This window comes from Legionella erythra, assembly GCF_001467615.1.
GTDB classification, from domain to species: domain Bacteria; phylum Pseudomonadota; class Gammaproteobacteria; order Legionellales; family Legionellaceae; genus Legionella_C; species Legionella_C erythra.
Genome location: NZ_LNYA01000023.1, coordinates 143,183 through 168,633, shown reverse-complemented (window position 1 = coordinate 168,633; position 25,451 = coordinate 143,183). Strand labels below are relative to the sequence as shown.

The window sequence follows — 25,451 nt, the reverse complement described above, 5'->3', positions numbered from 1 at the left end:
GGGATTCAGGTGAGGAGATTTATTATGGCTCAAGTGGTTAATACCAACGTCATGTCGCTTAACGCACAACGTAACTTAAACAGTTCGCAAAAAATGATGTCAACCGCTATTCAACGGTTGTCTTCAAGCTTGCGAATCAACAGCGCGAAAGATGATGCTGCAGGTCTGGCAATTTCTGAACGCATGACTGCTCAAATAAGAGGGATGAACCAAGCTGTTCGTAACGCGAACGATGGTATTTCCCTGTCGCAAACGGCTGAAGGAGCCATGGGTGAAACCAACAACATCCTTCAACGTATGCGTGAGCTCGCTTTGCAATCAGCTAACTCAACCAACAACTCCGGTGACCGTCAGGCCATTCAGGAAGAGGTTAATCAGCTGCAATCCGAATTAGACCGTATTGCCAACAATACCGAGTTTAACGGTCAGCGTATCCTGGATGGTTCTTTCTCAAGCGCCAGTTTTCAGGTCGGTGCCAATGCTAACCAAACCATCAACTTCGCTATCGGCAGCGTAAAAGCATCGTCAATCGGCGGTATCGCGGCTGAGGATGGGTCTGAAGTTGCCGGTGCGGCTGCAACTGACATCACCATCTCCATCGGTGGTGGGGCTGCAACAACCATCAACTCCAGTGCTGGTTTCACAGGCTCGGAAAACGGTCAGGATGCCACGTCAGCTTATGCCAAAGCCGCCGCCATCAATGATGCCGGTGTCACGGGATTGAGTGTGACCGCAACAACCACGGGTACGCAAACGGTTGGTGCTATCGGCGGTACGGCGGGTGATACCTATAACCTGACACTCAATGGTGTGGCAGTGTTCACCAACGAAGACGTAGCAACTGCGTTAAGTAACTCCGCTCTTCGCGATGCCATCAACGGCGTCAGTGACCAAACCGGGGTTATTGCCAGCTTAAACGGCGGTGACCTGACCCTAACGGCAGCTGATGGACGCAACATCACGGTTACTGAGAGTGGTACCGGCTTCACCGCAGGTACTGACGGTATCAGCGTCACCGGCGGCGACTTTGATGGTGTCTTACGCGGAAGCTTGTCAATCAGTGCCGTAGACTCCATCGCTATCGGCGGTACCGTAGCTAACTTAGGTCTGTCTGCAGCCATCGCTAAAGACTCCCTGGGTGTGGACTCAATCGATGTCAGCACAGCCGCTGGTGCTCAAGAAGCCATCAAGCGTCTTGACTCCGCATTGAGCTCTGTTACGTCTAACCGCGCCGCAATGGGTGCTCTGCAAAACCGCTTCGAGTCAACCATTTCGAACCTGCAAAACGTAGCAGAAAACCTCTCTGCTGCACGTAGCCGGATTCAAGATGCTGACTTCGCTGCTGAAACGGCCAACCTAACCAAGGCTCAGATTCTGCAACAAGCTGGTAACGCCATGCTTGCTCAGGCTAACAGCATACCGCAATCCGTGCTGTCACTCCTTGGTCGATAAGCGAGGACACTTCATGCAGGGCAACCTGCATGAAGTGCGTTTTACCCTCTGATAATGAGGGTAAGGAGTTATAAATGATTATCGATGGACCCAATGATTTGATGCCTTTAAAGCTGGAATCGAACAACAATATTGCCCCACAAAAAGTCTCTGAAGACAGCTTGAATACACCCCCTATCGCTAATAAACCCAATGATGACAATAACGTACAGATCAGGCAGGCTCTGGATGAAGCCACAGGTCTTTTACAAACGATTGTCACAGATAAATTATCCGAGGAAGTTATACGAAAAATGCCGCCCGATGAATACTTAAAACTGCTTTTGCTTTTGGATAAAATGATAAGCGGCTCTCTTGATAACCGGATATAGCGTTAGGATAATTGCAAGTTGGTATCCTTCTTGCAATTATTTTTTACAATAACGTCTCATGAAGAGACCTGTTGATAAGGAATTGATTGTGGCTACTATCTCTTCAACTGGCGCTTCAAGTCTTGACATTAAAGCCATTGTCGATGCACTGGTTGCCGCCGACATCACGCCGGCAAAGTCTCGTCTGGACAAGCTTGAAGCCAGCTACACAACTAAATTGTCTGCCGTTGGCCAGATTAAGGGCAGCCTGTCAAAATTGCAAGTCGCGATGACAAAACTCAGCGATTTGCAGCAATTTTACGGCATGAAGAGCACAGTCAGCGATCCCAACATATTTTCCGCCAGCGCAAACACAGATGCTATACCAGGAGTCTATGATGTCGAGGTGCGCTACCTGGCCAGCCGTCAAAGCCTGGCGTCTTCCCCTGTCGCATCGGCCAATACCATTGTTGGTAACGGCAGCATAACCATCGATTTTGGCACGTACAGTAATGATTTATCCACGTTTACAGCCAATCCCGATAAGCAATCAGTGACGATTAACATCGCTCCGGGGCAAAATACGCTGCAGGCTATCCGCGATACTATTAATAACAATGATTCCGGCGTCAAAGCGGCCATTGTCCAGGACTCCCAGGGCGCACGCCTGACTTTAAGCAGTCCGGATACGGGCAAAAATCTGGCGATGAAAATTTCAGTCAATGACGCAGACAGCAATAATACCAATGGGGCCGGCCTGTCCGTGCTGGCTTATGATCCCACAGCCGGGATTACTAATCTTCAGGAAACCGCGGCTGCACGCGACAGTGAGATTAAAATCAATGGTTTGACTCTCACCCAAAGCACCAATCAATACAAAGACGCCTTAGCCGGTGTCACCATTGACTTAAGAAAAGCGGATTTAGGAACCACCTACTCATTGACCATTGAAAACAATAAAGCTCAACTCACGGGTTTTGTGAATGAATTTATCAAGCAGTTTAACGACGCGATGACAACGCTTAACAATTTGACAGGGTACAACAAGGAAACTAAGCAAGGTGGCCTGCTGCAAGGCGACTCCAGTACGCGAAACCTCAAATTGGGCATCAGCAAAATTTTAAGCCAAGCCATTGATACCGGCGATAGCGCAATCAATTCGTTAGCTGACATCGGCATTAAGACCGATGCGAAAGGTTTATTGACTTTAAACACCAGCGATTTTGATGCGGCGGTGAATGATCATTATGACGCCATTGGCAATCTTTTTGCCAAAACCGCCCTGGCCTCAGACAGCAATATCCGTATTAAATCCGTTGGTGCTGATGTCAAAGCCGGCAGCTACGCTATTAACATCAGCAGCTTCACTGCCGGGGTTACCTTGGCGGGGACCATTGGCGGTCTATCCGCTACGTCCAGTGATGGCCTGACATTGAAGGGAAGCGGTGCCTTAAAAAATCTCTCCATTCAAGTCATCGGCGGCAGTACCGGCGATCGGGGCAGTGTCGTTGTCAGCGACGGCATTGCCGCTCAACTCAATAATCTGGTAACCGATTATTTGGGCGACAAGGGCGATTTAGCCAACCGAAGCAAACAGTTAAACGACAATTTGAAGAGTCTGGACGATCAGCGTCTTCGTTTAGACACTCGCATAACCAGTCTTAGGACACGTTATACAGTGCAATTTACACGCCTGGATGTGCTGCTATCCTCCTTACAGGATACCAGCGCATTTCTAACGCAACAGCTGGCTAATTTACCTAAAATAAATTCGTAGGGACACCTGATGAAAAATCCATATACTGAAGCAGTTAATCAATACAAATCCATTGAGTTGCAGACTCGTATTGAATCAGCCTCACCTCATCAACTGATTGATTTACTCCTGCAGGGTGCCCGCTCGCACATCGCCACCGCACAAGGCAATATCCAGCGCAATCAAATCAGCGAGAAAGGCGAACACATCGGCAAAGCCATCAGCATCATTGAAGGCCTTAAAACCAGCCTCAATCATGAAAAAGGCGGCGAACTGGCGAACAATCTCGACAAATTATATGACTATGTGCAACAAATTCTGTTAAAAGCCAATATCGATAACAACGTCGAGTTGCTGACTCAAAGCAATCTGTTGCTGGCTGAAATCCATGAAGCCTGGCAACAGATAAAAAAAGACAATCCTGAATTATAGCCATTGATTATGTAAAGTTTTTAACCTGTTTGCCGTTAAAGGACATAAAAGCACAGACTAATCGAGGTGATCAGTATGAAGAGATTACCTGTATTAATAACAATAATGCTGCTGGTATGGACTTCACCAATCTGGTCAGAAGCACGATTTGGTGAAACCCTTTGCACAAATCCGGATTATTTTTGCATTAAAGTGAAGGCAGGGGAAAGCTGGAGCAAGCTTTTTCCTAATCCGGAAGCAAAAGACATCGTCCGCCGCATCAATCGGATGAATGTCAACCTGCGTCCGGGGATGATTATTGCCATTCCTAAAAATCTGGATCGTGTCACGATTTATGATGTCTCCCCTTTCCCCCGCTACATCGAATCCGACGGGGAAAAAACCATCTACGTCAGCCAGAACAAACTGGCTTGGGCAGCTTATGATGAAGACGGGGAATTATTGTGGTGGGGACCTATTTCCTCAGGAACCGATCATTGCTCGGGTGTCATCGGCGGGTGCTCGACACCAACCGGTTCGTTTCGCATTATTCGCAAACAGGATATTGATTGCATTTCAACAGCCTTCCCGCGGCGGGCCGACGGCAATAATGGCGGGGCGGAAATGCCCTTTTGCATGCATTTCTTCCGTGGTTACGCGCTGCATGGCAGTGAAACAGTGCCAGGTTACCGCGCCAGCCACGGCTGCGTCAGGATGTTTACCGAGGATGCGCGTTGGCTCAATGAGGAATTTGTGGATGTCCCTGGCGACGGCCTGCGAGGCACCCGGGTGATCATTGATGCGGTTCAGCGCTAATCACCCCCCTGAGCATAGCTATTGCAACAGGGAGAATGACCCTTTGACACCATTGGCAGCCAGGCGCATTTTCAAACTTTCTGTCATCGCTTTGTTAGCGAACGGCCCAACCCTGACGATGTAGCGATGTTGATAATTCTCTATAAACACCGGTGAGGGCGTCAGGTTGGCCAGCTTGTCACGCAAGGCATTGGCCAACGCCTGTGAATTGAAGGCGCCTGCCTGCACATAATAGTAAGCCACGTGCTGACCACCGGGTGCTTTGACTGTCAGTGCCTCAATTTCAACCGGAGCGGTTCCTTTAGGCAGCAATCCTAACTTGGTAGCAGCCGCATAGGATAAATCAATCACCCGATCGCCATGAAAAGGCCCTCGATCATTCACTTTGACAATGGCTTCCCGGCCATTGCTTAAATTTTTGACACGCACATAAGAAGGCAAGGGTAAGGTTTTATGCGCGGCAGTCATGGCATACATATCATAATCATCGCCGCTTGATGTCCTGCGGCTGTGAAATTTTGTCCCATACCAGGACGCCATGCCGCGGGTTTTATAACCACTGGCTGATCGCATCACTTCGTATTTCCTGCCATTGACAGCGTAGGAATCCGGGTTGCCGTAACGGCTTAGAGGTTCATTGGCCGGTTTGGCTTTCTGAAACGCCTTGGGGAGCGGTCCTTTGGGAGCGCCATCCTGTTGCGTTGGCGTAAAGGGTTTCCTGGAAGGATTTAACCTGGCTGATGGATGACTGCCTGGTTGATTGCCCTGTGGGGGTTGGGCGCAACTGCATAATACCAGAATCAGAAATAAACATAAAAACCGCATGACCTTACCTAATTTTTCTTATTATTCGCACTAATATATACAATGCCGACCGCGATTAAAATACTCCACAGGTCTTTGGTTGCTTAAACAGGCATGTTAAGATTAGCGATTTTTGTAATATGAGAATAATAAACATGAAACAAACCCGTTTTTATTTCGGCATGATGCTGCTGCTCTCATTGCTGGCCCCGGTGACTTATGCTGACTCCGTGCTGCCCACTGCAGTACCCAAGCCAATGCCGATGAACAGCAAGCCCTTAATTACCCCCTCCCCACCGCTGGTGAATGCCAAAGCCTTTATTCTTATCGATGTCGACAGCGGTAAAATTATTGCCGAGAAAAACAGCGAGCAGAAATTGCCGCCGGCCAGCCTGACTAAAATGATGACCCTGTATGTTATTTCCAATGCCTTAAACAATGGCCAGATTCACCTGACTGATAATGTGAGGATTAGCCGCGATGCCTGGAAAACCGCGGGTTCACGTATGTTTGTGAAAGAAGGTCAGCCGGTAGCTATTGAGGATTTATTAAAAGGAATTATTGTAGACTCCGGTAACGATGCCTGCGTTGCCATGGCGGAACATCTGGGTGGAAGCGAGCCTGGTTTTGCGGAAATTATGAATCAGCAGGCACAAAATCTGGGCATGAAAGACAGTCACTTTACCGACAGTACCGGCCTGCCGGATGAGCGTCTTTATACAACCGCCAAGGATTTAGCGATTTTAGGCCGGGCCCTTATCAATGATTTCCCTCAGTATTATCACTGGTATAAACAAAAGTGGTATACCTACAATGGTATTCGCCAACCCAACCGCAACCGCCTGCTATGGCGAGACAGCCAGGTTGACGGCCTGAAAACCGGTCATACCAATGATGCCGGTTTCTGCCTGGTGGCTTCGGCCAAACGCGACAGTATGCGTCTGTTGTCCGTGGTGCTTGGCGCACCCAATGATTCTGTGCGGGCTGACGACAGTGAACGCCTCTTAAATTACGGTTTTCGTTTCTTTGAAACGCACGAATTGTATAAAGCCGGAAAAAGCATCACCGAGATGCCCATTTATAAAGGGGAAGACAACACGGTCGCAGTCGGGGTCCTGCAAAACAAATTTGTCACCATTCCCAATGGTCAGTATCAGCGCCTGAGCATTACCACCAAGGTTCCTTCCACGCTGATTGCGCCGGTAAAAAAAGGCGACAAAATCGGGGAAATGATTATCAAATTTGACGACAAGGTAATCGATACCCATCCCCTGTATGCGTTGAATTCCATTGAATCCGGCGGCTTCTTCAAGCGCAGCAAAGATGCTGTTCGTCTGGCTTTCAAACACTGGTTCGGTTAAGGTTACACCATGTCAGGCGTTGTTTATATTGATGGTCAATATTCCCCCGCGCATGAGGCCAGCCTGTCGGTGTTTGACCGCGGCTTTTTATTTGGCGATGCCGTTTATGAAGTCATTCCCGTTTACGCGGGTCGCCTTTTTGCGGTAGAAAAACACCTGCTGCGTCTTGAGTCAAGCCTGGCCAAGGCACGAATCAGTAGCCCGACATGCGACTGGATAGCTATTTTTGAGAAACTTATCCATCAAAATGGCGGCGGCGACCTGCAACTTTATCTGCACATCACACGCGGTAACCAGGGGGTGCGCAAACACGATATCCCGACTGGACTTGCGCCTACCGTGGTTGCCTTCACCATCCACAATGCCTACCCTGTTTTCAAAGAACAGCAAAAAGGCTTAAAGGCCAAGCTGGTTGAGGATATCCGCTGGCAGCGCTGCGATATAAAAACCACGTCGCTGCTGGGTAATATTCTGGTCAATGACGATGCCATCTCCAACGGTTATCAGACCGCCTTGCTGATTCGGGATGGTTATGTCACCGAAGGAAGCGCCAGTAATCTGTTTATCGTCGATCGCGATGGGCAGGTCAAAACGCCGCCACTCAATCAGTATTGCCTGCCTGGCATCACCCGTGACCTATGCCTGGACTTACTCAGCAAAACCGATTTACCCTTCTGCGAGGAGTATTTGCCTGTGCAGACTGTTTTGAATGCCCGCGAAGTCTGGATAACCAGCACGACAAAAGAACTTTATCCTATTACTCAAATTGACGATACAGTGATAGGAGACGGGTTTGGCGGCCACTGCTGGCGTCAGCTCAATGAACGCTATCAACAACTGACTGGAAAAGCTTATGACTGACAAAAAAACCTTTATGGAATTCCCCTGTCAATTCCCGATTAAAATCATCGGCATGAACTCCCTGACATTCAGCGAAGAAATTACGACCATTGTTAATCGGCATTTTCCAGAAACCCAAGAGCACGCCATTGTTTGCAAGGACAGCAAAGAAGGCAAGTATTTGTCAATAACCGCAACAGTTTATGTGCTTGATCAGGCCTCACTGGATGCGCTTTACGAGGAATTAAGCAGCCATCCTTCCATAAAAATGGTGCTCTAATGATCATCAGCCGCTACCTGGGACAACAGCCCTATCTGCAAACCTGGGAACAGATGAAACAGTTTACGCTCGCACGCCATGAGGGAACAGCCGACGAACTATGGCTGCTTGAACACCCCCCTGTTTACACGCAGGGGCAGGCGGGCAAAGCGGAACATATCCTTAACCGCAATGCGATTCCGATTGTGCAATCCGACCGCGGTGGCCAGGTGACCTATCATGGGCCTGGTCAATTGGTTGCTTATGTACTGATGGATATCCGCCGCCGCAATCTGGGTATCCGTACGTTGGTTTGTACCCTTGAAACCATACTCATCGCCCTGTTGCAGGACTATGGTATTTCAGCTGAAACCCGATGCGGCGCTCCGGGCGTGTACGTTGACAATAAAAAAATTGCATCCATTGGTTTAAGAGTCAAAAATGGTTGCACTTATCATGGGATTGCTCTAAATGTCGCCATGGATCTAGTGCCGTTTCAGGCCATTAACCCCTGTGGTTTTTCCCAATTGGAAATGACCCAGGTAAGCGATTATGCTATTCATCCCACTGTCGCAGATACCGCCGAGAAATTTGAGCATATTTTTCTTGGGCAATTTGAAAAGCAAGGACTATGACTTTATTTGCCGAGTACATACAGCCGGTTACTGCCTGGCTCCATGCGCATCCGCATTGGGCTTTGATTTTTACATTTCTGATTTCTTTTACCGAATCATTGGCCATTATTGGCAGCGTCATACCCGGCTCAGTGACCATGACAGCTATCGGCATTCTCGCCGGTTCTGGCGTGATGCGCATCGATTTAACCTTACTGGCGGCCATGTTGGGGGCAGTGGCAGGCGACAGCGCCAGCTACATGCTGGGTTACACCTTCAGCGATAAGCTTGGAACAATTTGGCCCTTTAGCCGCTACCCGCAGTGGCTGACCTATGGCAAGGACTTTTTTACCCGCCATGGAGGGAAAAGTGTTTTGATTGGCCGTTTTGTCGGTCCATTGCGCTCGATTATCCCCGTTATCGCCGGGATGATGCACATGAGCCACCTGCGCTTTTACATTGCCAATATCATCTCTGCCATTGCCTGGTCTATTTTATATGTCCTGCCTGGCATACTAATCGGTGCAGCCAGCAATGAACTGGCTCCGGAAAGTGCGACCAAATTGTTTGTGTTTGTACTCATTGTGCTGGGGGTTGTCTGGCTTGCCAGCGTCCTGGTCAAATGGTTAATCATCCGGTTAAACCGCTTCCTTAGGACCCATCTTCATGATTTTTGGTCCTGGTCAGCCTGTCATCCTCATTTAGCCCGCTTTTTTCAATTCATAACACCAGCAGAAGAAACCAATCATTATGCGACCGCCGGGCTGGTCCTGTTATTTTTAGTCTGCTTTTTGAGCTTCTGGATTGTAACCATCCTGGCGTTACATCATGGTTGGGTTACTGGCGTAAACCAACCGGTTCATCTGCTTTTACAAAGCATCAGAACAGCATCGTTTGACAGTTTTTTTATTGTATCAGCCCAATTGTGCAGTAATTTGACTTTAGTGACACTGACCACTGCCATTTTACTGATTACCGCCTATTATCGCGACTGGCGCACGCTCGTTTTTTTTGCAAACCTCTTGTTCAGTACCACCGTCGTGCTGCTGTTGACTCATTGGCTTATTGATACTCAACGTCCCAGCGGTTTGCTGGAAGTCAAATCCGGCAACTCCTACCCAGCCATTCAGTTGACCTATGCCACAGCCATTTTCTCTGCCCTGCTGTATTATATCGGCCAGTACGGCAATAGCCGTCTCAAACCTACGATTAATTTGATTTTTAATCTGGCCTTGCTGATTGCCGGTTTTGCTAATTTATACCTCGGTGACCACTGGTTTACCGATATCCTTGGAGCCTATCTTGCCGGATTGAGCTTAAGTGTTCTGCATTGGCTGTTTTATCGACGCAAACCCGCGTCAGTTGCCTATTCGTCCTATCTTGCTTCAGGCTTGGCCTTTCTTCTGCTTATCGCTTCATCCCTTAGCGGTTTACTCAATTACAATCAGGAAATACGTGGTCATCAGCCCTATTTTGCGCAGTATGTTTTTACTGATCATCTCTGGTGGAATCAATCCAAACCACTCCTGCCTATTTACCGCGTCAACCGGCTTGGACACCCAGTCAGTTACTTTAACCTGCAATACGCCGGCACAGTAAGCCGTATTGAATCCTCATTAAGCGCCTTTGGCTGGCGAAAACAGAATGAATCCCTGTACCGCTCCTTGCTTAAACGTCTAAACGGTCACTCCTCTTATGCAGAAATGCCGTTGATGGCGCAGTTATACCAGAACAGAAAGCCTGTTCTGATTATGACCTATGATCCCAAAGATGGCGGTCCCAGCCTTGTTCTCAGGCTTTGGCGTTCCAATTACCACTTAAAACATTACCGCCAGCCTATCTGGATTGGCAGTGTCCACTCCAAAGCGCTATCCAAAAAACAAATAGCAACCGAGACGAAAACTGCCCATCATCCTGCGCTTTATTACGTGCGCATGGCTTTATCACAATACTTGCAGCGAGAGGTCGCATTACCGGTTAATCCCTCCAAAAAGCTGCTTATCGATGTTGAACCCAAACTGTTGCTCATCAAGGAGCTGGCTCCCAGCGAATTATTTAATTTCACCGTTTTGCCTCATTATCAACACCCGATGACGCCTGTCGGAACGAATGATTTTTTAAGTTTTCAGGCGACTTATTGAATGATAAAAATCAATCATTTAATTTCCGGGACACTAACGACAACACCCGGCCATTACGATACACTAGTTCCATACTCCAATTAATTGCACAAGGTTAGCCGCCATGTCCTACTTTAGTCATTATTTGCAGTTTATCTTTCCCTTTTTTACCCTGTTGCTGTTGATTCTGGGCTTAACCACGCAACACCGCAACTCGCTTCTGGCCGCCTTATGGTTAAGTTTGATTGCGACCGTGCTGCATTATCAAACGGCAAGGGGAGAAATTCTTGGTAGCTATTTTGATTATAAACAAGCTGCTATTTATACAATAAACTTGCTTGTGCTACTTGTTTCATCCATTTACCTCGTTACCTTATCCATTAAAGAAAACGCCAGAAAAGCGTTGCGCTACGCGACCAGCCTGTTTTTTGCCTGCTTTATAACCGGGGCCATGTTATTACTCATCAACATCTGGGTTAATGCCCATTTTTTAAGCGACCGCATGCCTAACACGCCAATTTTACAGGTGGCGACGTTTAAAAAGACAGACTATTGCGATTACCGGTATATTTTTTACAAAGTGAGTGAGAAAGGTAAAATCAGCTACATGTGCCCCAATTATTATGGGTTCATCCCGTCTGAAGGCAGTCTGGATTCGGCGCCGCAATTTGTTATCAAACAATTGCCTCCCCAATTGCAAATTAAGTTTAAACAGGATACCTTGAAAGGCAACAGTTAATGATGAAAACCGGCAGCAAGCAAAGAGGCGTTGAATTTCACAAAGTGGCGAAATTGTTCCGTTTTGTGTTTTTTTGATAACATGATGAAAATTTTTATGCTATGACTATTATGCGCATTCTATTCTTTACTGTTCTATATGTGGTTTGCAGTATGACCTTTGCGATGGCTCCCAAATTAAATTGGGATAAGGCGGTCGATAATGCCATCATTCGTTACGGTTTACGCACCGAGCCCGAACTGAAGCGCTTTTTCGCCAAAGCGCAGGTTGCCTATCCTCCCAGGGATGTCGCACTGCTGGCTTTTAAAAAAGAACGACGCATTGAGCTTTGGGCAAAAAATGACAATCAAGCCTGGCAATATATCCATACTTATCCCTTAACCGCATTCAGCGGACGTTTGGGGCCAAAACTGAAAGAACGTGATGGTCAAATACCTGAAGGCATTTACCGTTTGGTTACCTTTAATCCGTTCAGCAGCATGCACTTATCGATGATGATTGATTACCCAAACAATTTCGATCGGCTGCAAGCGATCAAGGATGGCCGGCGCCGGTTAGGCAATAACATTTTTCTACATGGCAAATCGATGTCTGTGGGCTGCCTGGCTATTGGCGATCGCCCCATCGATCAACTGTTTCTGTTGGCAAGACGAGTGGGTCTAAATCATATCAAGGTCATTATAGCGCCCAATGATTTGCGCAAAGACAAACCAGCCACCTCCAATTTTGCTCAGCCCCGATGGTTACCGGAGTTGTACAAACAAATTGAGGCCGCACTTAAACCATTTGAGCCCGCGAAGAAAGTGTCTTAAATTTAGACGTACCCGCTTAACCGTCGTACCATGTCAAACAGCCTGGGCTCGCCTCACAATGAATCGGGGTCAAAAAATGCAATGATTCCAGGACAACCTGTTGGGTTCTTTTGCCATTCTTGATATTTCCACCTAGATGATTTTTAGTTTAAATCCTATACCTAATGGACTGATGCCTTAATGCACACGATTAAACCACGTAGCAGTAAGGTTTACCTGTTATTGTATAAAATAAACACTATACTGATAAAAAAATACCTTGTACTCATACATGCCTAATTTCCGTCAACAATCCTGGTCAACCATCGATTTTGAAGCGCTGCCGCCGCAGGATTCGCTGCTCGCCTGTCTGGTGTTGATAACCCGTTATTATCAAAATCCTTTTTCTGCGCAATCGCTGACGGCAAGACTGCCTTTGCAGAAGGGTCGACTGGATGCTCACCTGCTACCACGGGCGGCGGAGAGAGCGTCGTTAGACTGTAAGCTGTTGCACGGTAGTCTTGATGATTTCAGGGACGAATCCTTACCCGTGATTTTATTACTTGCTGACGAAAAGGCATGCTTGCTCGTTCGTGATGAATCCGGCAGAAAAAAAATCATTAACCCCGCTTCGCCAGAAGCGCTGGCCGAACCAGACACCATTGCCCACGCCTATAGCGGCCAGGCGATTCAATTGAAGCCCCACTACAAATACACAACTCGCGCCGAGGAAAAGCTGGGCAAACCGCCAAAAAACTGGTTCTGGCGGGTTCTGATTAAATCGATTCCTACTTATTCGGAAGTGTTGGTGGCCTCGCTGCTGATTAATGTATTTGCCTTAGTCATCCCACTTTTTACCATGAATGTGTATGACCGTGTTGTGCCAAACAATGCCATAGAAACCATGTGGGTGTTAGCCAGCGGAGTCGCACTCGTCTTTGTTTTTGATTTGATCTTTAAAACCCTTCGTGCATATTTTCTTGATCTAGCCAGTAAACGAACGGATGAAGAACTGTCAGCCTCCATATTTGAACAAATATTAGGCATAAATATGCTGGCCCGCCCCAAATCAGTCGGGGCGCTGGCCAATACCGTGCAATCATTTGAGGTTTTCCGCGACTTTATCACCTCAAGTACCATTACCGTGTTGATTGATTTACCCTTTTCTCTCTTATATATCCTGGTGATTTATTTTATCGCCGGCTATCTGTTTCTAGTGCCGCTCCTCATTATTCCGTTGATTCTTGCCATTGGTCTTGTTCTGCAGTGGCCCTTGATTCGATTAACGCGCCAATCCTACCAATTTGCCGCCGAAAAACAGGCAACGCTGTTCGAATCGCTGTCGAATATAGAAGCCATTAAAACAACCGGCGCAGAATCCGTTCTACAATCCCGTTGGGAGCAACTCATTCATCTGGCGGCAAAAAACGGCATCAAGCTCAGAATGGTATCCAACTCCAGTGTTAACTTAAGCCTCTTTGCCCAGCAAGCTGCGACCATCATTATTATCATTGCCGGGGTATATGCCATCCGTGAAGGCGAATTGACGACAGGCGCCCTGATTGCCTGTACCATCCTGACCGGCCGTGCCCTTGCGCCTATGCCGCAATTGGCTTCCCTGCTGACCCGCTATTATCAATCCGTTAATGCGCTTAAGTCTTTAAACCGGATTATGCAATTGCCCGTTGACGCGGATGAAACGGCTCATTATTTGAATCGTCCGGTTTTACAAGGTCATATCGAATTCAAACAGGTAAGCTTTTCATACGACAGCAACAATGCCGTGCTTAAACACATAAATTTTAAAATCAACCCGGGTGAACGCATAGCCATTATTGGCCGGGTAGGCTCAGGAAAGTCGACGTTAGCCCGCCTGATTTTAAAATTATACTTACCCGATGAAGGCACTATTTTGCTGGATGGCACCGATTATCGTCAAATCAATCCCGACGACTTACGCCAGCAAATTGGCTATGTGCCTCAAGATGTGTCATTGTTTTACGGCAGTGTCAGGGAAAATATTATCATTGGAGCCCCGTTTATTGAAGACGCCGCTCTGATTCGGGCAGCCAACATTGCCGGAGTCGGTGCATTTACCAATAAACACCCCAATGGGTTTGATCGGCAGGTGGGTGAAAAAGGCAGTGAATTGTCGGGCGGCCAACGCCAAGCCGTCGCCATTGCCAGAGCGCTGTTACGTGACCCCAATATTTTAATTATGGATGAACCCACGTCAGCCATGGATGACAGCAGTGAACGCCGTTTGAAAAAGGAATTGGATAACTATCTTTCCGATACCCATACCTTACTGTTAGTGACGCATAAACTGTCGATGCTTGAACTGGTTAATCGCCTTATTGTATTGGATGACGGTCATATCATTGCTGATGGACCGAAAGAATCCGTCCTGGCCGCTTTAAAAGCGGGTATGCCCATTGATAAGGGGGGCCAATGATTCACGTTGAACGACCTCGCTTCTTTGCCCATGTTATCCTGTGGAGCACGGCCTTGTTTCTCCTGTGTGCCCTGCTCTGGGCAGATTTTGCCGTTTTGGATGAAGTGACCGTCGGGCAAGGCAAAGTGATCCCGTCGAGCCAGGTTCAAATCATTCAAAACCTCGAGGGCGGTATTGTCAATAAACTGTTTGTGAAGGAAGGTGAGGTGGTCGATGCCAATCAGGTGTTGATGCAGATTGATAATACACGCTTCATGGCAACGTATAAGGAAGCACAGAAAAAAATGGCGTCCCTGCAAATGCAGATCCTTCGCATCAATGCTGAGATGAATGAAAAACCCATGGAGGTACCGGCTGACATGCTGAAGGAAAATCCTGAACTCGCCGAGGCAGAAAAAGCACTCTTTGATTCACGCCAGGAGCAGTTAAAACAACTCAATTTAGCCTTAAAACTGGCCATTAAAGAATTGGATTTATCCAAACCCTTAGTCAGTCGGGGAGCGGTTTCTGAAGTGGAGATTATACGCCTGGAGCGTACGGTCAATGAGATAAAGGGTAAAATCTCACAGTTTAAATCGGAGGCCCTGGAGCAACTTAATAAAGCCAAAGGTGATCTGGCGGCCCTGAAGGAAGCCCATACTGCCGATGCAGATCGTCTGGTACGAACAACCGTACGCTCACCGCTAAAAGGTATCGTTAAACGCATTAAAATCAATACCGTGGGCGGGGTTATTCAACCGGGGATGGATATTATTGAAATTGTGCCCCTGGATGACACCTTATTGATTGAGGCAAAAATCAAGCCATCCGATATCGGTTTTATCAAGCATGGCCAATCGGCCACAGTGAAATTAACCGCTTATGACTATGCCATTTATGGCGGCCTGTCCGGAAAAGTCGAGCAAATCAGCGCAGACACCATCACCGACGACAAACAAGGCAAAGAAGAGACTTATTACATCATCCGCGTGCGCACCGATAAGAACTACCTGGGGACAGAAAAACAGCCTCTTTACATTATTCCCGGCATGATGGCTACCGTAGATATACTCACAGGCCATAAATCGGTTCTTGATTACCTTCTTAAACCCATCCTTAAAGCGAAAGAGACCGCCCTGCGGGAACGCTAAGCCTTGCCACTGGATAGTTGCCCGCCTCTGCAGGCAATCATTCACCACAACGTAATCAAAGACAGGGTGTCAAAATCAGACCCAGATAATGTATCTTTGTTAAGTGCGTGCGCTTACTCGTGTTCAGGGGCGACGACAAAAATACCGGGCGCGTTACGCAGGTATTCGTTGTAATCCATGCCATAACCAAAAATATAATGGTCATCGACTTGCAACCCCACAAAATCAGCTTCTTTAAGGCCGTTGGGTACACGTTTGTGATGCTTATCGACCAAAACCGCGCTGTAGACTTCTTTAGCACCCATTTTTTTAATTTCTTCGATGATGGCAGCCAGCGTCACACCGCCGTCAAGAATATCATCAACAACCAGCACCGTTCTGCCAGTCAATTCAACGCTGGGCTTTACTTTCCAAACCAGATCGCCGCCGGTAATATCGCCGCGGTAACGGGTGGCATGCACATAGTCCACTTCCAGTGGAAAATCGAGCCGTGGTAACAGATTACCCATGGGAACCAGACCGCCTATCATCACACAGAGAATGATGGGGTTTTTGTCGTGCAGCGTGTCCTGAATCTTGATGGCCATGCGATCAAGCGCCGCTTCAACTTCTTTCGTAGTAAATAAGAGCGTGGATTTCTCATAAACGTCTTTAATTTTTTCGGGAATAGACATCAAAAATTCCAAATAATAATTTCAGGGTATTCTAACAGCTTTATTGATATTCTCCAGCGCAATCGCTGAGCCGATGGGCTACTCTTTTCGTTTACCGGCCATGGGAAACACACTGACCTTGTTATCATCACGGCCTTTATCTCGCATTTTGGCCACCCCCTGTTTTTCGACTTCGTCGATGCGGAATATGGCGTGCATGGGAATGTAGGTGCGCTTAATCGTACTGAATTCCATTTTTAAACGCTCCTCGGAGGGATCAACCACCAGCGACGTATTTTCTCCAAAAACAAACTCTTCTACCTCAAGAAAACCAAACATCTCGCTCTCGCTCACTTTGCGGGCGTAGATTTCGTAAACACTATCTTGATTAGCAAACGTAATGCGATAAATTCGTTTTTTTGACATAACACGGACTCACAAAACCACTGACCGCCCAGTATAACCAATCTTGAATAAGGGATACAGCAAAATAGCCTATTGATGAGGGTTAAGGCATTGCGCCCTGAAAATAGGGGTCGAATCGGCTAACAGGTCTGTCTCCGGCTCAGGGACCGCATTGTTTTCAACGTATTTCTGTACAACAAGGCAATAAAATCCTGCGGGCATCGGCGAGATCATCTTACCGATCACATTCAATATCTGCAGGCGGCGGCGCCATTTTTCTGTTTTAGCAGGAGGAGCGTAATAAAAGGCATTAAAATGGCATTGCATGTAGCCACGATGGATAAGCGCCCGCTTGATGGAAAAAACCGATTTTGGATAGCCTCTGACACCATTAAAGCAGGAATTTTTGGCATAGCGAAGCCAACCTCCCCATAGGCTTAAGGGATTAATCCCCAAAAAAACCAGATATCCCATAGGCTTTAACACCCTGTCCCATTCATCGACAGGATTCTCAAGGTGGGTAAACGCCTCCAGGGTTAATGGGGCAATGATGCAGTCCACACTGTCGCGATCCAGGGGTAATTGATTGAGTTTGGTCACCAGTGTGCTTCTATTTGGATCAAGATGGGTCATAGCCAGCCACTTGTGCTGGAAGCGCAGGGAAGAAAGCCATAAATTCTCGCTACTGTTACCGAGTTGTAGCATAATATCGCCATGGAGAAGCTGTTTTAGATGAGCCAATTCCGCATCAAATGCCTGAGCAATATGCTTGCCCAAAGGACTGGCAAACCATTGTTCAAGTGCAAGGAAACGATCGATTTGGTCTTGGCAAGCCAACATGAGCCTCAGACAGGGAAAGAGGAATATTTTTTATCATAGACCGCGCAGCGGCAGCAAGCAATGTCCAAATATGGAGATTTATCAATAAATTATGATCAGTAGTCAAGAAAATTATAATTTAGCCGATTTAAATGCAGTAGTGGTAATTTTTGTCTATAGTTATCATATAATTAAAAGGTAAGTTTCCATGGCAACTGCTGCAGAAGAACAACGCTTACAGGGTATTGCTCAGCTGATGGTCCATGAGAGCCTTCTGGACAAGGATAAGGCTATTGAGTACCAGAATCAGGCTCAGGCGAACAAGCAGTCGCTGCTGCAATACTTAGTCTCCAATAATCTGCTCTCTGCCGAAAAAATCGCGTTTACTGTTGCCCAGAATTTCGGTGTACCGTTAATAGACCTCGATGCCATTGACCCCGAAACCATGCCAACGAGCCTTGTTAATGAGAAATTAATCAGACGTCACGCCATCGTACCGCTTTTTACCCGAGGTAATCATTTGTTTTTAGCGACCGATGATCCAAGTAAACAGGCGTCGCTCAAAGAAATTCAGTTCCACACGGGCCTGCATTCCAATGCCGTGGTGGTTGAAACCAACAAACTTAATAAATTAATCGACAAACTGCTGAATGAAAAAGACAGCCAGGGCCTGACAGACTATGTGGAGGACGGCGCGGCTGATTTGGAAGGTTTGGAAATCAGTGCCGACGACGAGGAGCAGGATGCCGATTCCAGCGCTGCCAACGATGATGCTCCTGTAGTGAAATTCGTCAATAAAATCCTGGTGGAAGCCATTAAAAAGGGCGTATCCGATATCCATTTTGAGCCTTATGAAAAAGAATACCGCATCCGCTATCGTCAGGATGGTATTTTAACTGAGGTCGCCACCCCGCCGGTCAGCCTGTCCAGCCGGATTACCGCCCGGATTAAGGTCATGTCCAATCTCGACATTTCTGAACGCCGAATTCCCCAGGATGGCCGCTTTAAAATGAAGCTTTCACGCACCAGAGCCATTGATTTTCGGGTCAGTACCTGCCCTACCGTCGGGGGTGAAAAAGTCGTGATGCGTATTCTCGACCCGGGTTCAACCAAACTGGGCATTGAAGCCCTGGGATTCACAAGCTGGCAGCGAGGGCATTTTCTTAAAGCCATTGAAAAACCACAGGGCATGATTTTGGTAACCGGTCCAACAGGAAGCGGTAAAACTGTTTCTCTGTATACAGCATTGAATATCCTAAACACCATTGAGACCAACATTTCCACCGCGGAAGATCCGGTGGAAATCAAAGTCCCGGGCATTAATCAGGTCAATATTAACCCGAAAGCCGGCTTGACGTTCTCAAGTACGCTGCGGTCCTTCCTGCGCCAGGATCCGGATATTATTATGGTGGGGGAGATTCGCGACCTCGAAACAGCTGAAATCGCGGTCAAAGCAGCACAGACCGGTCACCTGGTGCTGTCTACCTTGCACACTAACAGCGCAGCAGAAACCTTAACCCGATTAATTAATATGGGTATTCCTTCGTTTAACATTGCAAGCTCGGTCAGCCTGCTTATCGCCCAGCGTCTGGCACGGCGTTTATGCGAACAATGCAAAGCACCGCGTGATGATTTCACGCCACAAAGTCTGATTGAACTTGGTTTTAATGAGGAAGACGCTCAACACGTCATACCTTACAAGGCTGTCGGTTGTAACCAATGCAATAATGGCTACAGGGGCCGTGTGGGGTTGTTTGAGGTCATGCCCATGTCAAAAACAATAGGTCAGATTATTATGACTGGGGGTAACTCGCTCGATATTCTTAAACAGGCCCAAGCAGAGGGCATGTTAACCATTTATCAGTCTGGCCTTCAAAAAGTCAAAGAGGGCGTCACCACTATTGAGGAGGTCAATCGGGTAACCGTTGACTAAGGCTATGGAAAAAGCGAAAAATGACATCATTACCTACCAATGGGAAGGGGTGAATAAAGCCGGCGAGAAAGTCAACGGCGTTATTGATGCCCGAAGCCTTGCCATTGCCAAAGCCGACCTTCGCAAACAAGGCATCATCACTAAAAAAGTCGTCAAAAAGCGCAAACCCTTTTTTGATAAAAAAAATAAAAAAATTACCCAGGGCGATATTACCGTTTTCAGCCGCCAGCTAGCGACCATGATTGAAGCGGGGATTCCCTTAATTCAATCGTTTGATATCGTCGCTAAAGGCCAAAGCAACCAAAAAATGCGTGATCTCATCGATACGATTAAACGGGACGTGGAAACCGGCTTGACCCTGGCTGAATCGTTGCAGAAACACCCGGCCTATTTTAATGAGTTATTTTGTAACCTGGTGGATGCCGGTGAAAAATCAGGTTCATTGGAAATCATGCTGGATAAGGTCGCGACCTATAAGGAAAAAATTGAAACCATTAAAAAGAAAATTAAAAAGGCGTTAACCTACCCTATGGCCGTTCTTGTTGTCGCTTTTTTAGTCACTACGGCCCTGATGATTTTTGTGGTGCCCCAGTTCGAATCACTCTTCGAAGGATTTGGCGCTGATTTACCCGCCATGACCCGCATGGTTGTCGATATGTCTGAATTTTTCCAATCGTACTGGTACATCATGTTCGGCGCCATCGGCGGTGCTATTTATGCATTTATTTATTTCAAAAATCACTCACCGCAATTTGCTCACTCCATTGACCGCGCCATGTTAAAATTCCCGGTGGTAGGCCCCATCCTTGAAAAAGCCGCCATTGCCCGCTTTACCCGCACCCTATCCATAACGTTTGCCGCCGGATTACCCCTGGTCGAAGCCTTAAAGTCAGTATCCGGAGCAACCGGTAATATCCTTTATGCCAAGGCTACTGAAAAAATCAGAGAGGAAGTTTCTACCGGTCAGCAAATGCAGGTGGCGATGGACAATACTCACCTCTTCCCCAATATGGTGATTCAGATGGTTGCCATCGGCGAGGAATCCGGGGCCCTGGAACAGATGCTTGGCAAGGTGGCGGATTTCTATGAGGAAGAGGTCGATAATGCCGTGGATGCCTTGAGCAGCTTGCTTGAACCCATTATCATGTCTATTTTGGGGGTTTTGGTTGGCGGCCTGGTGGTAGCCATGTATTTACCCATTTTCAAATTGGGTTCGGCAGTCTAGGAAAAACAGGAATTTCATGGAATTGAATCATCTTCTGACAACATACCTTTATATTTTTATTGGTATTCTCTCGTTATTGGTAGGCAGCCTGCTTAATGTCGTCATTTACCGCTTGCCAATTATGCTTCGTGATGAATTCCTCCGGGATTATCAGGAGTTGACTAACCAATCCAGCCCGGAAACCAAGCCATCCATTAACCTGTTTTTACCCCGTTCTTTCTGCCCGTCCTGCCAAAACACCGTCAAGGCCCGACATAATATTCCGCTCTTCAGTTATTTATGGTTGCGCGGACGATGCGCCTACTGCGGGCATCCGATTTCCAAACGCTATCCTCTGGTTGAGTTATTGACCTTACTGCTGTCGCTAGCCGCCATGTGGCATTTTGGCTTGACCCTGCATTTGCCCTTTGTGCTGTTATTTATCTGGTTGCTGATTCCCATGTTTTTCATTGATTTGGACCACCAACTGCTTCCGGACAGCCTGACACTCGGGCTTCTCTGGCTTGGCCTGATTGCCAATACAGCCAATCTTTTTACTCCCTTACCTGTTGCCGTCTTAAGTGCAGCTGGCGCCTACCTGGTTCTCTGGCTTTTTATCCAATTATTTTATTTGGTGACAGGTAAAATCGGCATGGGCAATGGCGACTTTAAACTGTTTGCCGCTTTTGGCGCCTGGCTTGGCTGGACACAACTGCCTCTTATTTTACTATTGGCCTCTATTTCCGGGGCAGTGATTGGCTCGATTTACCTGCGCCTGCAGCAAAAAGGCACTGAGACACCTATCGCATTCGGTCCCTTTTTATGCATAGCCGGACTTATCTCACTTTTTTATGGCCAAGAGATCATAAACTGGTACTTGAAACTATGGTTATAGAGGGCATTGGCCCTCTGCCTTTAAGAATTAAGCGATGTACCGCCACCACTTCGACGTTTCATTAAGGCGGAAAAAAATTCCGGTTTGTTAAGGCCAATGGCCGCAAAAATCTGCGGCACTTTATCCCAACTGTTTTCCTGTTCAATGCTGGCAACAACCAACTCAAACCCTTTGTCCCGATCCACTGTCACACCCCAGCCATTGATGTGGCATAAGCCATGCAGCCGTTTAGCCTGGACATGCCCCAATTTTTCTGCCGCTTGCAAATAAGCCAAGGCCTCGTCATAAAGCTGCCGCATTTGCCGCTCATTGCTGGGGCTCGCGAAAACTCCGGCTTTTTGCAATTCATCCCGGAATTTGGCTTCTTCAAGCAGATGGCTTCCCAACTCGTATTGGGCCGCACTGTCATCCAGATTGGTGGAGGCTCGTAGTGTTTCCCAGACCATTTCTTCTGCAAAGGGGAATTTTTTATGGCCTTTTAGCAGCTTATAGACCGAAGCCAATTGATGATACAGGGCTATTTCCTTCGCCACCATACCGTCTGTGGGTTGATTATGAACACGATTTTGCTGCATTGACTTGATTTTCTTAGTCAATGATTTCACTTTATGGCCTTTAAAAAGAATCATCTCGTCCCCCTTAATCAACAGTTGGCACAGCCATCAGCCATTCAAAAAACCAAAGCACAACCACTGCCAATATGATTAGGATAATCAGTTTGGCACCGAAACTGAATGTTTCTTTGACATCCTGACGCAGGTTAACCATGGACTCTTCTTCTACTTCTTCGTTGACAATGCCATGAATCCGATTGTCTATCGTATTGGAAATGAAATAGGAAACGATCCCGGCAACGATCGCTGGCAACAGGACGATAAGGAAAACAAGACCACCCGCCCCAATTTCACTCATGGAATAGGATTCTTTCAGATTCTCCCGCCAGATAAACACAAATTCCGGTACATCATAATTCCAGTTCCAGAGCGCTGCGGGTAAAATATAAAACGAAAACAGTAAAAAGCTTAAGCCAGTGACCAGGGCAACCATGCCAATGATAAATAGGACTTTATTTTGTTCAAAACGATCATGTTCCATAATGCATAATCCATTCAGTTTGAGTAGAATCTGGAGTTGCAATGACTCTGCACAATTTATTTATTTTTCCTGTAACATAATGATTATAAGAAGGTATGCGGAATTAGGCAAAGCAAATATACAGCAACCGCAGGAACCAACAACAGGCAAAAGCCATTATTAAACCAAGGATTTTTCATGCGACATGTGTTTATGATCTCTGACGGAACCGGCATTACCGCGGAAAACCTGGGCAATAGCCTAATGACCCAGTTTAGCAATATTCCCTTTGAAAAACGCACGATTCCCTATGTCGATACGGTAGAAAAAGCCGAATCAGTCGTATTGGAAATTAATCAACGGTTTGAAGAAACCGGAGCAAAACCGCTGGTGTTCATGACCCTCATCAACAGTGAGATAGCAAAAACCATCCGGCAAGCCCATGCTTGTGTCTATGATTTGTTCAATACCTTCCTGGGTCCGTTGGAAAAAGAACTCCATTCCAAATCATCCTATACTGTCGGCCGAGCTCACGGGGTCGCTAATACCCAGACCTATACACACCGTATTGAAGCTATTGACTTTGCGCTGGCTCATGATGATGGGGTAAAAATCCGCGGCTATGACAAAGCGGATATTATTCTCATTGGTGTTTCCCGCTGCGGTAAAACACCAAGCTGCCTATACATGGCCCTGCATTTTGGCGTTTTGGCGGCAAACTATCCATTTACCGAAGAAGACTTATCCAGTTTTCGTCTGCCCGACAGCCTGCGTCCTTACAAGAGCAAATTATTCGGTCTAACCATTGATGCCGAGCGTTTGCAACATATTCGTACCGAAAGACGCCCGAACAGCAAATACGCTTCGGCCGAACAATGCCGTCTTGAAGTAGCCGAAGTCGAAGCCATGTACCGGCGTGAACACATCCCCTACCTCAATTCCACACGATTTTCCATTGAGGAAATAGCGACCAAGGTCTTGGCTATCGCCGGAATTAAACGAAAATTTTAAATCCACCTGCATTAAGTACGTTCAGACAGACCGATTGATTCAGCGGGAAAGGGCGTCACCCAGAAGGAGGATGCTGGGTTTCGATCCTTGAGACTCGTCACCCAGCAGAATGGTTACCCCTGCCACAGCGTCATGAATTCAGTCACCGGCATAGCGCCAAGGGTGTTGGTATCATTCATAGCCTTCAGAATATTATCACATCGTTCGTCAGAGAAACGGGTTTTGATATGACGGATGAACTTATCCATTAAAACAGGGATCCCTTCTTCACGACGGCGCTGATGGCCGATAGGATACTCAACCGTTATCAAATCCGTTTGGCTGCCATCTTTGAAATGTATACGGATACTATTGGCAATCGAACGTTTTTCCGGATCATGGTAATCTTGAGAAAAACGCTGATTTTCAGTAACTTGCATTTTTGCACGCAATTCATCAATACGCGGGTCGGACGCAACATCATCCTCGTAATGCTCAGCCTTGAGATCACCATGCAATAAGGCCACTGCCACCATATACTGCAGGCAATGATCACGATCGGCGGGATTATGCAACACACCCTGTTTGCTGATGATGCGGATGGCCGACTCATGCGTCACCAACTCAATGCGGCTGATTTCCGATAGCCGGTTTTTAATTTTATCATGCAGTTGCACTGCACACTCCACCGCTGTTTGGGCATGAAATTCTGCAGGGTAGGATAATTTGAACAACACATTTTCCATCACATAAGAACCATAGGGCCGTTGGAATTTAAATGGCTTCCCACCAAACAATACTTCATAAAAGCCCCATTTGGGTGCAGAGAGCGCGCTGGGATAGCCCATTTCACCGCTTGCAGCAATCAGAGCAAGGCGCACAGCCCGGGCTGTTGCATCACCCGCAGCCCAGGATTTACGAGAACCGGCATTGGGCGCATGACGATACGTTCTTAAGCTTTGGCCATCGACAAATACCTGCGACAGCGTCCGCATCAATTGATCCCGGTCAGCCCCCAGTAATAAGGCAGCCACCGCACTGCTGGCAACTTTAACCAGAATGACATGGTCAAGCCCTACCCGGTTAAAACTGTTTTCCAGGGCCAGACAACCTTGTATTTCATGAGCCTTTATCATGGCAGTCAGAACGGAGTGCATGGACAGCGGTGCCTGATTGTTTTTTATATTCTGACGACTGATGTAATCCGCTACCGCCAAAATAGCACCGAGATTATCCGAAGGATGCCCCCACTCCGCCGCAAGCCAGGTATCGTTAAAATCCAGCCAACGGACCATCGTACCTATATTAAAAGCCGCCTGAACAGGATCGAGCTCATACCCGGTACCGGGTACACGTGCGCCTCCAGGCAAGGTTGCCCCCGGTACTACGGGGCCTAGCAGTTTGGTGCACTCTGGAAAATTTAAGGCCAACATGCCGCAACCAAGCGTGTCCATAAGGCACAGGCGAGCAGTTTCATAAGCTTTGGGGCTCTTTATTTCATGGCCTAACACGTAATCAGCAATGTCGCTGATAACCTTGTCATAATCGGGTTTTACATTATCTTCAACATACGAATGCAT

General features: G+C 47.2%; 25 protein-coding genes. 18 read left to right on the top strand and 7 right to left on the bottom strand.

Going from position 1 to position 25,451, the window contains the following annotated elements; translation table 11 throughout:
* Positions 1-24: 24 nt before the first annotated feature.
* The 5 genes from Lery_RS05665 (at position 25) to Lery_RS05645 (ending at position 4,785) form a co-directional block, all read left to right on the top strand.
* Complete coding sequence (locus tag Lery_RS05665) at positions 25-1,452, top strand: flagellin N-terminal helical domain-containing protein (RefSeq protein WP_058526285.1); 1,428 nt, start codon at positions 25-27, stop codon at positions 1,450-1,452.
* Positions 1,453-1,526: 74 nt separating this feature from the next.
* Positions 1,527-1,823 (top strand): flagellar protein FlaG, encoded by a 297-nt coding sequence (locus Lery_RS05660; RefSeq protein WP_237759154.1) that lies wholly within the window; start codon positions 1,527-1,529, stop codon positions 1,821-1,823.
* 58 nt (positions 1,824-1,881) lie between these two features.
* Positions 1,882-3,579: a flagellar filament capping protein FliD gene (fliD, locus tag Lery_RS05655; protein WP_058526284.1), complete on the top strand. Its 1,698-nt coding sequence runs from the start codon at positions 1,882-1,884 to the stop codon at positions 3,577-3,579.
* A gap of 9 nt (positions 3,580-3,588) precedes the next feature.
* Complete coding sequence (gene fliS / locus Lery_RS05650; RefSeq protein WP_058526283.1) at positions 3,589-3,990, top strand: flagellar export chaperone FliS; 402 nt, start codon at positions 3,589-3,591, stop codon at positions 3,988-3,990.
* Between the two features lie 105 nt (positions 3,991-4,095).
* On the top strand, positions 4,096-4,785 hold the full coding sequence (locus Lery_RS05645; protein ID WP_420324145.1) for a L,D-transpeptidase: 690 nt from the start codon (positions 4,096-4,098) through the stop codon (positions 4,783-4,785).
* 18 nt (positions 4,786-4,803) lie between these two features.
* Here the strand turns inward: Lery_RS05645 and Lery_RS05640 are convergent, their stop codons facing one another.
* Positions 4,804-5,610, bottom strand: a complete 807-nt coding sequence (locus Lery_RS05640; protein ID WP_058526281.1) for a septal ring lytic transglycosylase RlpA family protein — start codon at positions 5,608-5,610, stop codon at positions 4,804-4,806.
* A 161-nt stretch (positions 5,611-5,771) separates the two neighbouring features.
* On the opposite strand from Lery_RS05640, the gene Lery_RS05635 reads away from it, so the two are divergent.
* The 9 genes from Lery_RS05635 (at position 5,772) to Lery_RS05595 (ending at position 15,898) form a co-directional block, all read left to right on the top strand.
* Complete coding sequence (locus Lery_RS05635) at positions 5,772-6,950, top strand: D-alanyl-D-alanine carboxypeptidase family protein (protein ID WP_237759165.1); 1,179 nt, start codon at positions 5,772-5,774, stop codon at positions 6,948-6,950.
* A gap of 9 nt (positions 6,951-6,959) precedes the next feature.
* Positions 6,960-7,811, top strand: a complete 852-nt coding sequence (locus Lery_RS05630; RefSeq protein WP_058526279.1) for a D-amino acid aminotransferase — start codon at positions 6,960-6,962, stop codon at positions 7,809-7,811.
* Positions 7,804-8,070, top strand: a complete 267-nt coding sequence (locus Lery_RS05625; protein ID WP_058526278.1) for an HP0495 family protein — start codon at positions 7,804-7,806, stop codon at positions 8,068-8,070. Before Lery_RS05630 ends, Lery_RS05625 begins: the two co-directional genes overlap by 8 nt.
* Before the next feature lie 2 nt (positions 8,071-8,072).
* On the top strand, positions 8,073-8,684 hold the full coding sequence (gene lipB, locus Lery_RS05620; RefSeq protein ID WP_193392306.1) for a lipoyl(octanoyl) transferase LipB: 612 nt from the start codon (positions 8,073-8,075) through the stop codon (positions 8,682-8,684).
* Positions 8,681-10,804, top strand: coding sequence for a bifunctional DedA family/phosphatase PAP2 family protein (locus tag Lery_RS05615; protein WP_058526276.1), 2,124 nt, complete (start codon positions 8,681-8,683; stop codon positions 10,802-10,804). Before lipB ends, Lery_RS05615 begins: the two co-directional genes overlap by 4 nt.
* A gap of 103 nt (positions 10,805-10,907) precedes the next feature.
* Entirely contained in the window at positions 10,908-11,522 is a 615-nt protein-coding gene (locus Lery_RS05610; RefSeq protein WP_065230252.1) for a type I secretion system protein LssZ, read from the top strand.
* A gap of 152 nt (positions 11,523-11,674) precedes the next feature.
* Positions 11,675-12,334: a L,D-transpeptidase family protein gene (locus Lery_RS05605; protein WP_420324143.1), complete on the top strand. Its 660-nt coding sequence runs from the start codon at positions 11,675-11,677 to the stop codon at positions 12,332-12,334.
* A 271-nt stretch (positions 12,335-12,605) separates the two neighbouring features.
* Positions 12,606-14,768 (top strand): type I secretion system permease/ATPase, encoded by a 2,163-nt coding sequence (locus Lery_RS05600; protein WP_058526275.1) that lies wholly within the window; start codon positions 12,606-12,608, stop codon positions 14,766-14,768.
* Entirely contained in the window at positions 14,765-15,898 is a 1,134-nt protein-coding gene (locus tag Lery_RS05595; protein WP_058526274.1) for an HlyD family type I secretion periplasmic adaptor subunit, read from the top strand. Before Lery_RS05600 ends, Lery_RS05595 begins: the two co-directional genes overlap by 4 nt.
* A 113-nt stretch (positions 15,899-16,011) precedes the next feature.
* On the opposite strand, the gene Lery_RS05590 is transcribed toward Lery_RS05595, so the two are convergent.
* From Lery_RS05590 to Lery_RS05580, 3 genes are all read right to left on the bottom strand, one after another.
* Positions 16,012-16,572, bottom strand: coding sequence for a hypoxanthine-guanine phosphoribosyltransferase (locus tag Lery_RS05590; RefSeq protein WP_058526273.1), 561 nt, complete (start codon positions 16,570-16,572; stop codon positions 16,012-16,014).
* 78 nt (positions 16,573-16,650) lie between these two features.
* Positions 16,651-16,977: a DUF1820 family protein gene (locus Lery_RS05585; protein ID WP_058526272.1), complete on the bottom strand. Its 327-nt coding sequence runs from the start codon at positions 16,975-16,977 to the stop codon at positions 16,651-16,653.
* Between the two features lie 69 nt (positions 16,978-17,046).
* The gene (locus Lery_RS05580; protein ID WP_058526271.1) at positions 17,047-17,796 is read right to left on the bottom strand and encodes a class I SAM-dependent methyltransferase; all 750 of its coding nucleotides are present in this window, start codon (positions 17,794-17,796) and stop codon (positions 17,047-17,049) included.
* A gap of 187 nt (positions 17,797-17,983) precedes the next feature.
* Here Lery_RS05580 and pilB point away from each other — a divergent pair, with 187 nt between their 5' ends.
* The 3 genes from pilB to Lery_RS05565 are packed head-to-tail and all read left to right on the top strand — an operon-like array spanning position 17,984 to position 21,807.
* Positions 17,984-19,708 (top strand): type IV-A pilus assembly ATPase PilB, encoded by a 1,725-nt coding sequence (gene pilB, locus Lery_RS05575; RefSeq protein ID WP_058526270.1) that lies wholly within the window; start codon positions 17,984-17,986, stop codon positions 19,706-19,708.
* 4 nt (positions 19,709-19,712) lie between these two features.
* Positions 19,713-20,933 (top strand): type II secretion system F family protein, encoded by a 1,221-nt coding sequence (locus Lery_RS05570; protein WP_058526269.1) that lies wholly within the window; start codon positions 19,713-19,715, stop codon positions 20,931-20,933.
* Between the two features lie 16 nt (positions 20,934-20,949).
* The gene (locus Lery_RS05565; RefSeq protein ID WP_058526268.1) at positions 20,950-21,807 is read left to right on the top strand and encodes a prepilin peptidase; all 858 of its coding nucleotides are present in this window, start codon (positions 20,950-20,952) and stop codon (positions 21,805-21,807) included.
* Between the two features lie 20 nt (positions 21,808-21,827).
* On the opposite strand, the gene Lery_RS05560 is transcribed toward Lery_RS05565, so the two are convergent.
* Positions 21,828-22,436 (bottom strand): SEL1-like repeat protein, encoded by a 609-nt coding sequence (locus Lery_RS05560; RefSeq protein WP_058526267.1) that lies wholly within the window; start codon positions 22,434-22,436, stop codon positions 21,828-21,830.
* Positions 22,437-22,446: 10 nt separating this feature from the next.
* Entirely contained in the window at positions 22,447-22,902 is a 456-nt protein-coding gene (locus Lery_RS05555; protein ID WP_058526266.1) for a hypothetical protein, read from the bottom strand.
* A 177-nt stretch (positions 22,903-23,079) separates the two neighbouring features.
* Between Lery_RS05555 and ppsR the strand changes: the two genes are divergently transcribed.
* Positions 23,080-23,892 (top strand): posphoenolpyruvate synthetase regulatory kinase/phosphorylase PpsR, encoded by an 813-nt coding sequence (ppsR, locus tag Lery_RS05550; RefSeq protein ID WP_058526265.1) that lies wholly within the window; start codon positions 23,080-23,082, stop codon positions 23,890-23,892.
* Between the two features lie 113 nt (positions 23,893-24,005).
* On the opposite strand, the gene Lery_RS05545 is transcribed toward ppsR, so the two are convergent.
* Positions 24,006-25,451 carry a bifunctional 2-methylcitrate dehydratase/aconitate hydratase gene (locus Lery_RS05545; RefSeq protein ID WP_058526264.1) on the bottom strand — a complete coding sequence of 482 codons (1,446 nt, stop codon included), beginning with the start codon at positions 25,449-25,451 and terminating at the stop codon, positions 24,006-24,008.

Excerpts from the sequence above, each read along its gene's own strand:
- Lery_RS05600 (WP_058526275.1), top strand. The coding sequence starts at position 12,606 with ATGCCTAATTTCCGTCAACAATCCTGGTCAACCATCGATTTTGAAGCG.
- Lery_RS05660 (WP_237759154.1), top strand. The coding sequence starts at position 1,527 with ATGATTATCGATGGACCCAATGATTTGATGCCTTTAAAGCTGGAATCG.
- Lery_RS05545 (WP_058526264.1), bottom strand. The coding sequence starts at position 25,451 with ATGCATTCGTATGTTGAAGATAATGTAAAACCCGATTATGACAAGGTT.
- fliD (WP_058526284.1), top strand. The coding sequence starts at position 1,882 with ATGAAGAGACCTGTTGATAAGGAATTGATTGTGGCTACTATCTCTTCA.
- Lery_RS05625 (WP_058526278.1), top strand. The coding sequence starts at position 7,804 with ATGACTGACAAAAAAACCTTTATGGAATTCCCCTGTCAATTCCCGATT.
- pilB (WP_058526270.1), top strand. The coding sequence starts at position 17,984 with ATGGCAACTGCTGCAGAAGAACAACGCTTACAGGGTATTGCTCAGCTG.
- Lery_RS05640 (WP_058526281.1), bottom strand. The coding sequence starts at position 5,610 with ATGCGGTTTTTATGTTTATTTCTGATTCTGGTATTATGCAGTTGCGCC.
- Lery_RS05585 (WP_058526272.1), bottom strand. The coding sequence starts at position 16,977 with ATGTCAAAAAAACGAATTTATCGCATTACGTTTGCTAATCAAGATAGT.
- Lery_RS05555 (WP_058526266.1), bottom strand. The coding sequence starts at position 22,902 with ATGGAACATGATCGTTTTGAACAAAATAAAGTCCTATTTATCATTGGC.
- Lery_RS05635 (WP_237759165.1), top strand. The coding sequence starts at position 5,772 with ATGATGCTGCTGCTCTCATTGCTGGCCCCGGTGACTTATGCTGACTCC.
- Lery_RS05595 (WP_058526274.1), top strand. The coding sequence starts at position 14,765 with ATGATTCACGTTGAACGACCTCGCTTCTTTGCCCATGTTATCCTGTGG.
- Lery_RS05610 (WP_065230252.1), top strand. The coding sequence starts at position 10,908 with ATGTCCTACTTTAGTCATTATTTGCAGTTTATCTTTCCCTTTTTTACC.
- Lery_RS05645 (WP_420324145.1), top strand. The coding sequence starts at position 4,096 with ATGCTGCTGGTATGGACTTCACCAATCTGGTCAGAAGCACGATTTGGT.
- Lery_RS05665 (WP_058526285.1), top strand. The coding sequence starts at position 25 with ATGGCTCAAGTGGTTAATACCAACGTCATGTCGCTTAACGCACAACGT.
- fliS (WP_058526283.1), top strand. The coding sequence starts at position 3,589 with ATGAAAAATCCATATACTGAAGCAGTTAATCAATACAAATCCATTGAG.
- Lery_RS05560 (WP_058526267.1), bottom strand. The coding sequence starts at position 22,436 with ATGATTCTTTTTAAAGGCCATAAAGTGAAATCATTGACTAAGAAAATC.
- ppsR (WP_058526265.1), top strand. The coding sequence starts at position 23,080 with ATGCGACATGTGTTTATGATCTCTGACGGAACCGGCATTACCGCGGAA.
- Lery_RS05615 (WP_058526276.1), top strand. The coding sequence starts at position 8,681 with ATGACTTTATTTGCCGAGTACATACAGCCGGTTACTGCCTGGCTCCAT.
- Lery_RS05630 (WP_058526279.1), top strand. The coding sequence starts at position 6,960 with ATGTCAGGCGTTGTTTATATTGATGGTCAATATTCCCCCGCGCATGAG.
- Lery_RS05605 (WP_420324143.1), top strand. The coding sequence starts at position 11,675 with ATGACCTTTGCGATGGCTCCCAAATTAAATTGGGATAAGGCGGTCGAT.
- Lery_RS05570 (WP_058526269.1), top strand. The coding sequence starts at position 19,713 with ATGGAAAAAGCGAAAAATGACATCATTACCTACCAATGGGAAGGGGTG.
- Lery_RS05590 (WP_058526273.1), bottom strand. The coding sequence starts at position 16,572 with ATGTCTATTCCCGAAAAAATTAAAGACGTTTATGAGAAATCCACGCTC.
- Lery_RS05565 (WP_058526268.1), top strand. The coding sequence starts at position 20,950 with ATGGAATTGAATCATCTTCTGACAACATACCTTTATATTTTTATTGGT.
- Lery_RS05580 (WP_058526271.1), bottom strand. The coding sequence starts at position 17,796 with ATGTTGGCTTGCCAAGACCAAATCGATCGTTTCCTTGCACTTGAACAA.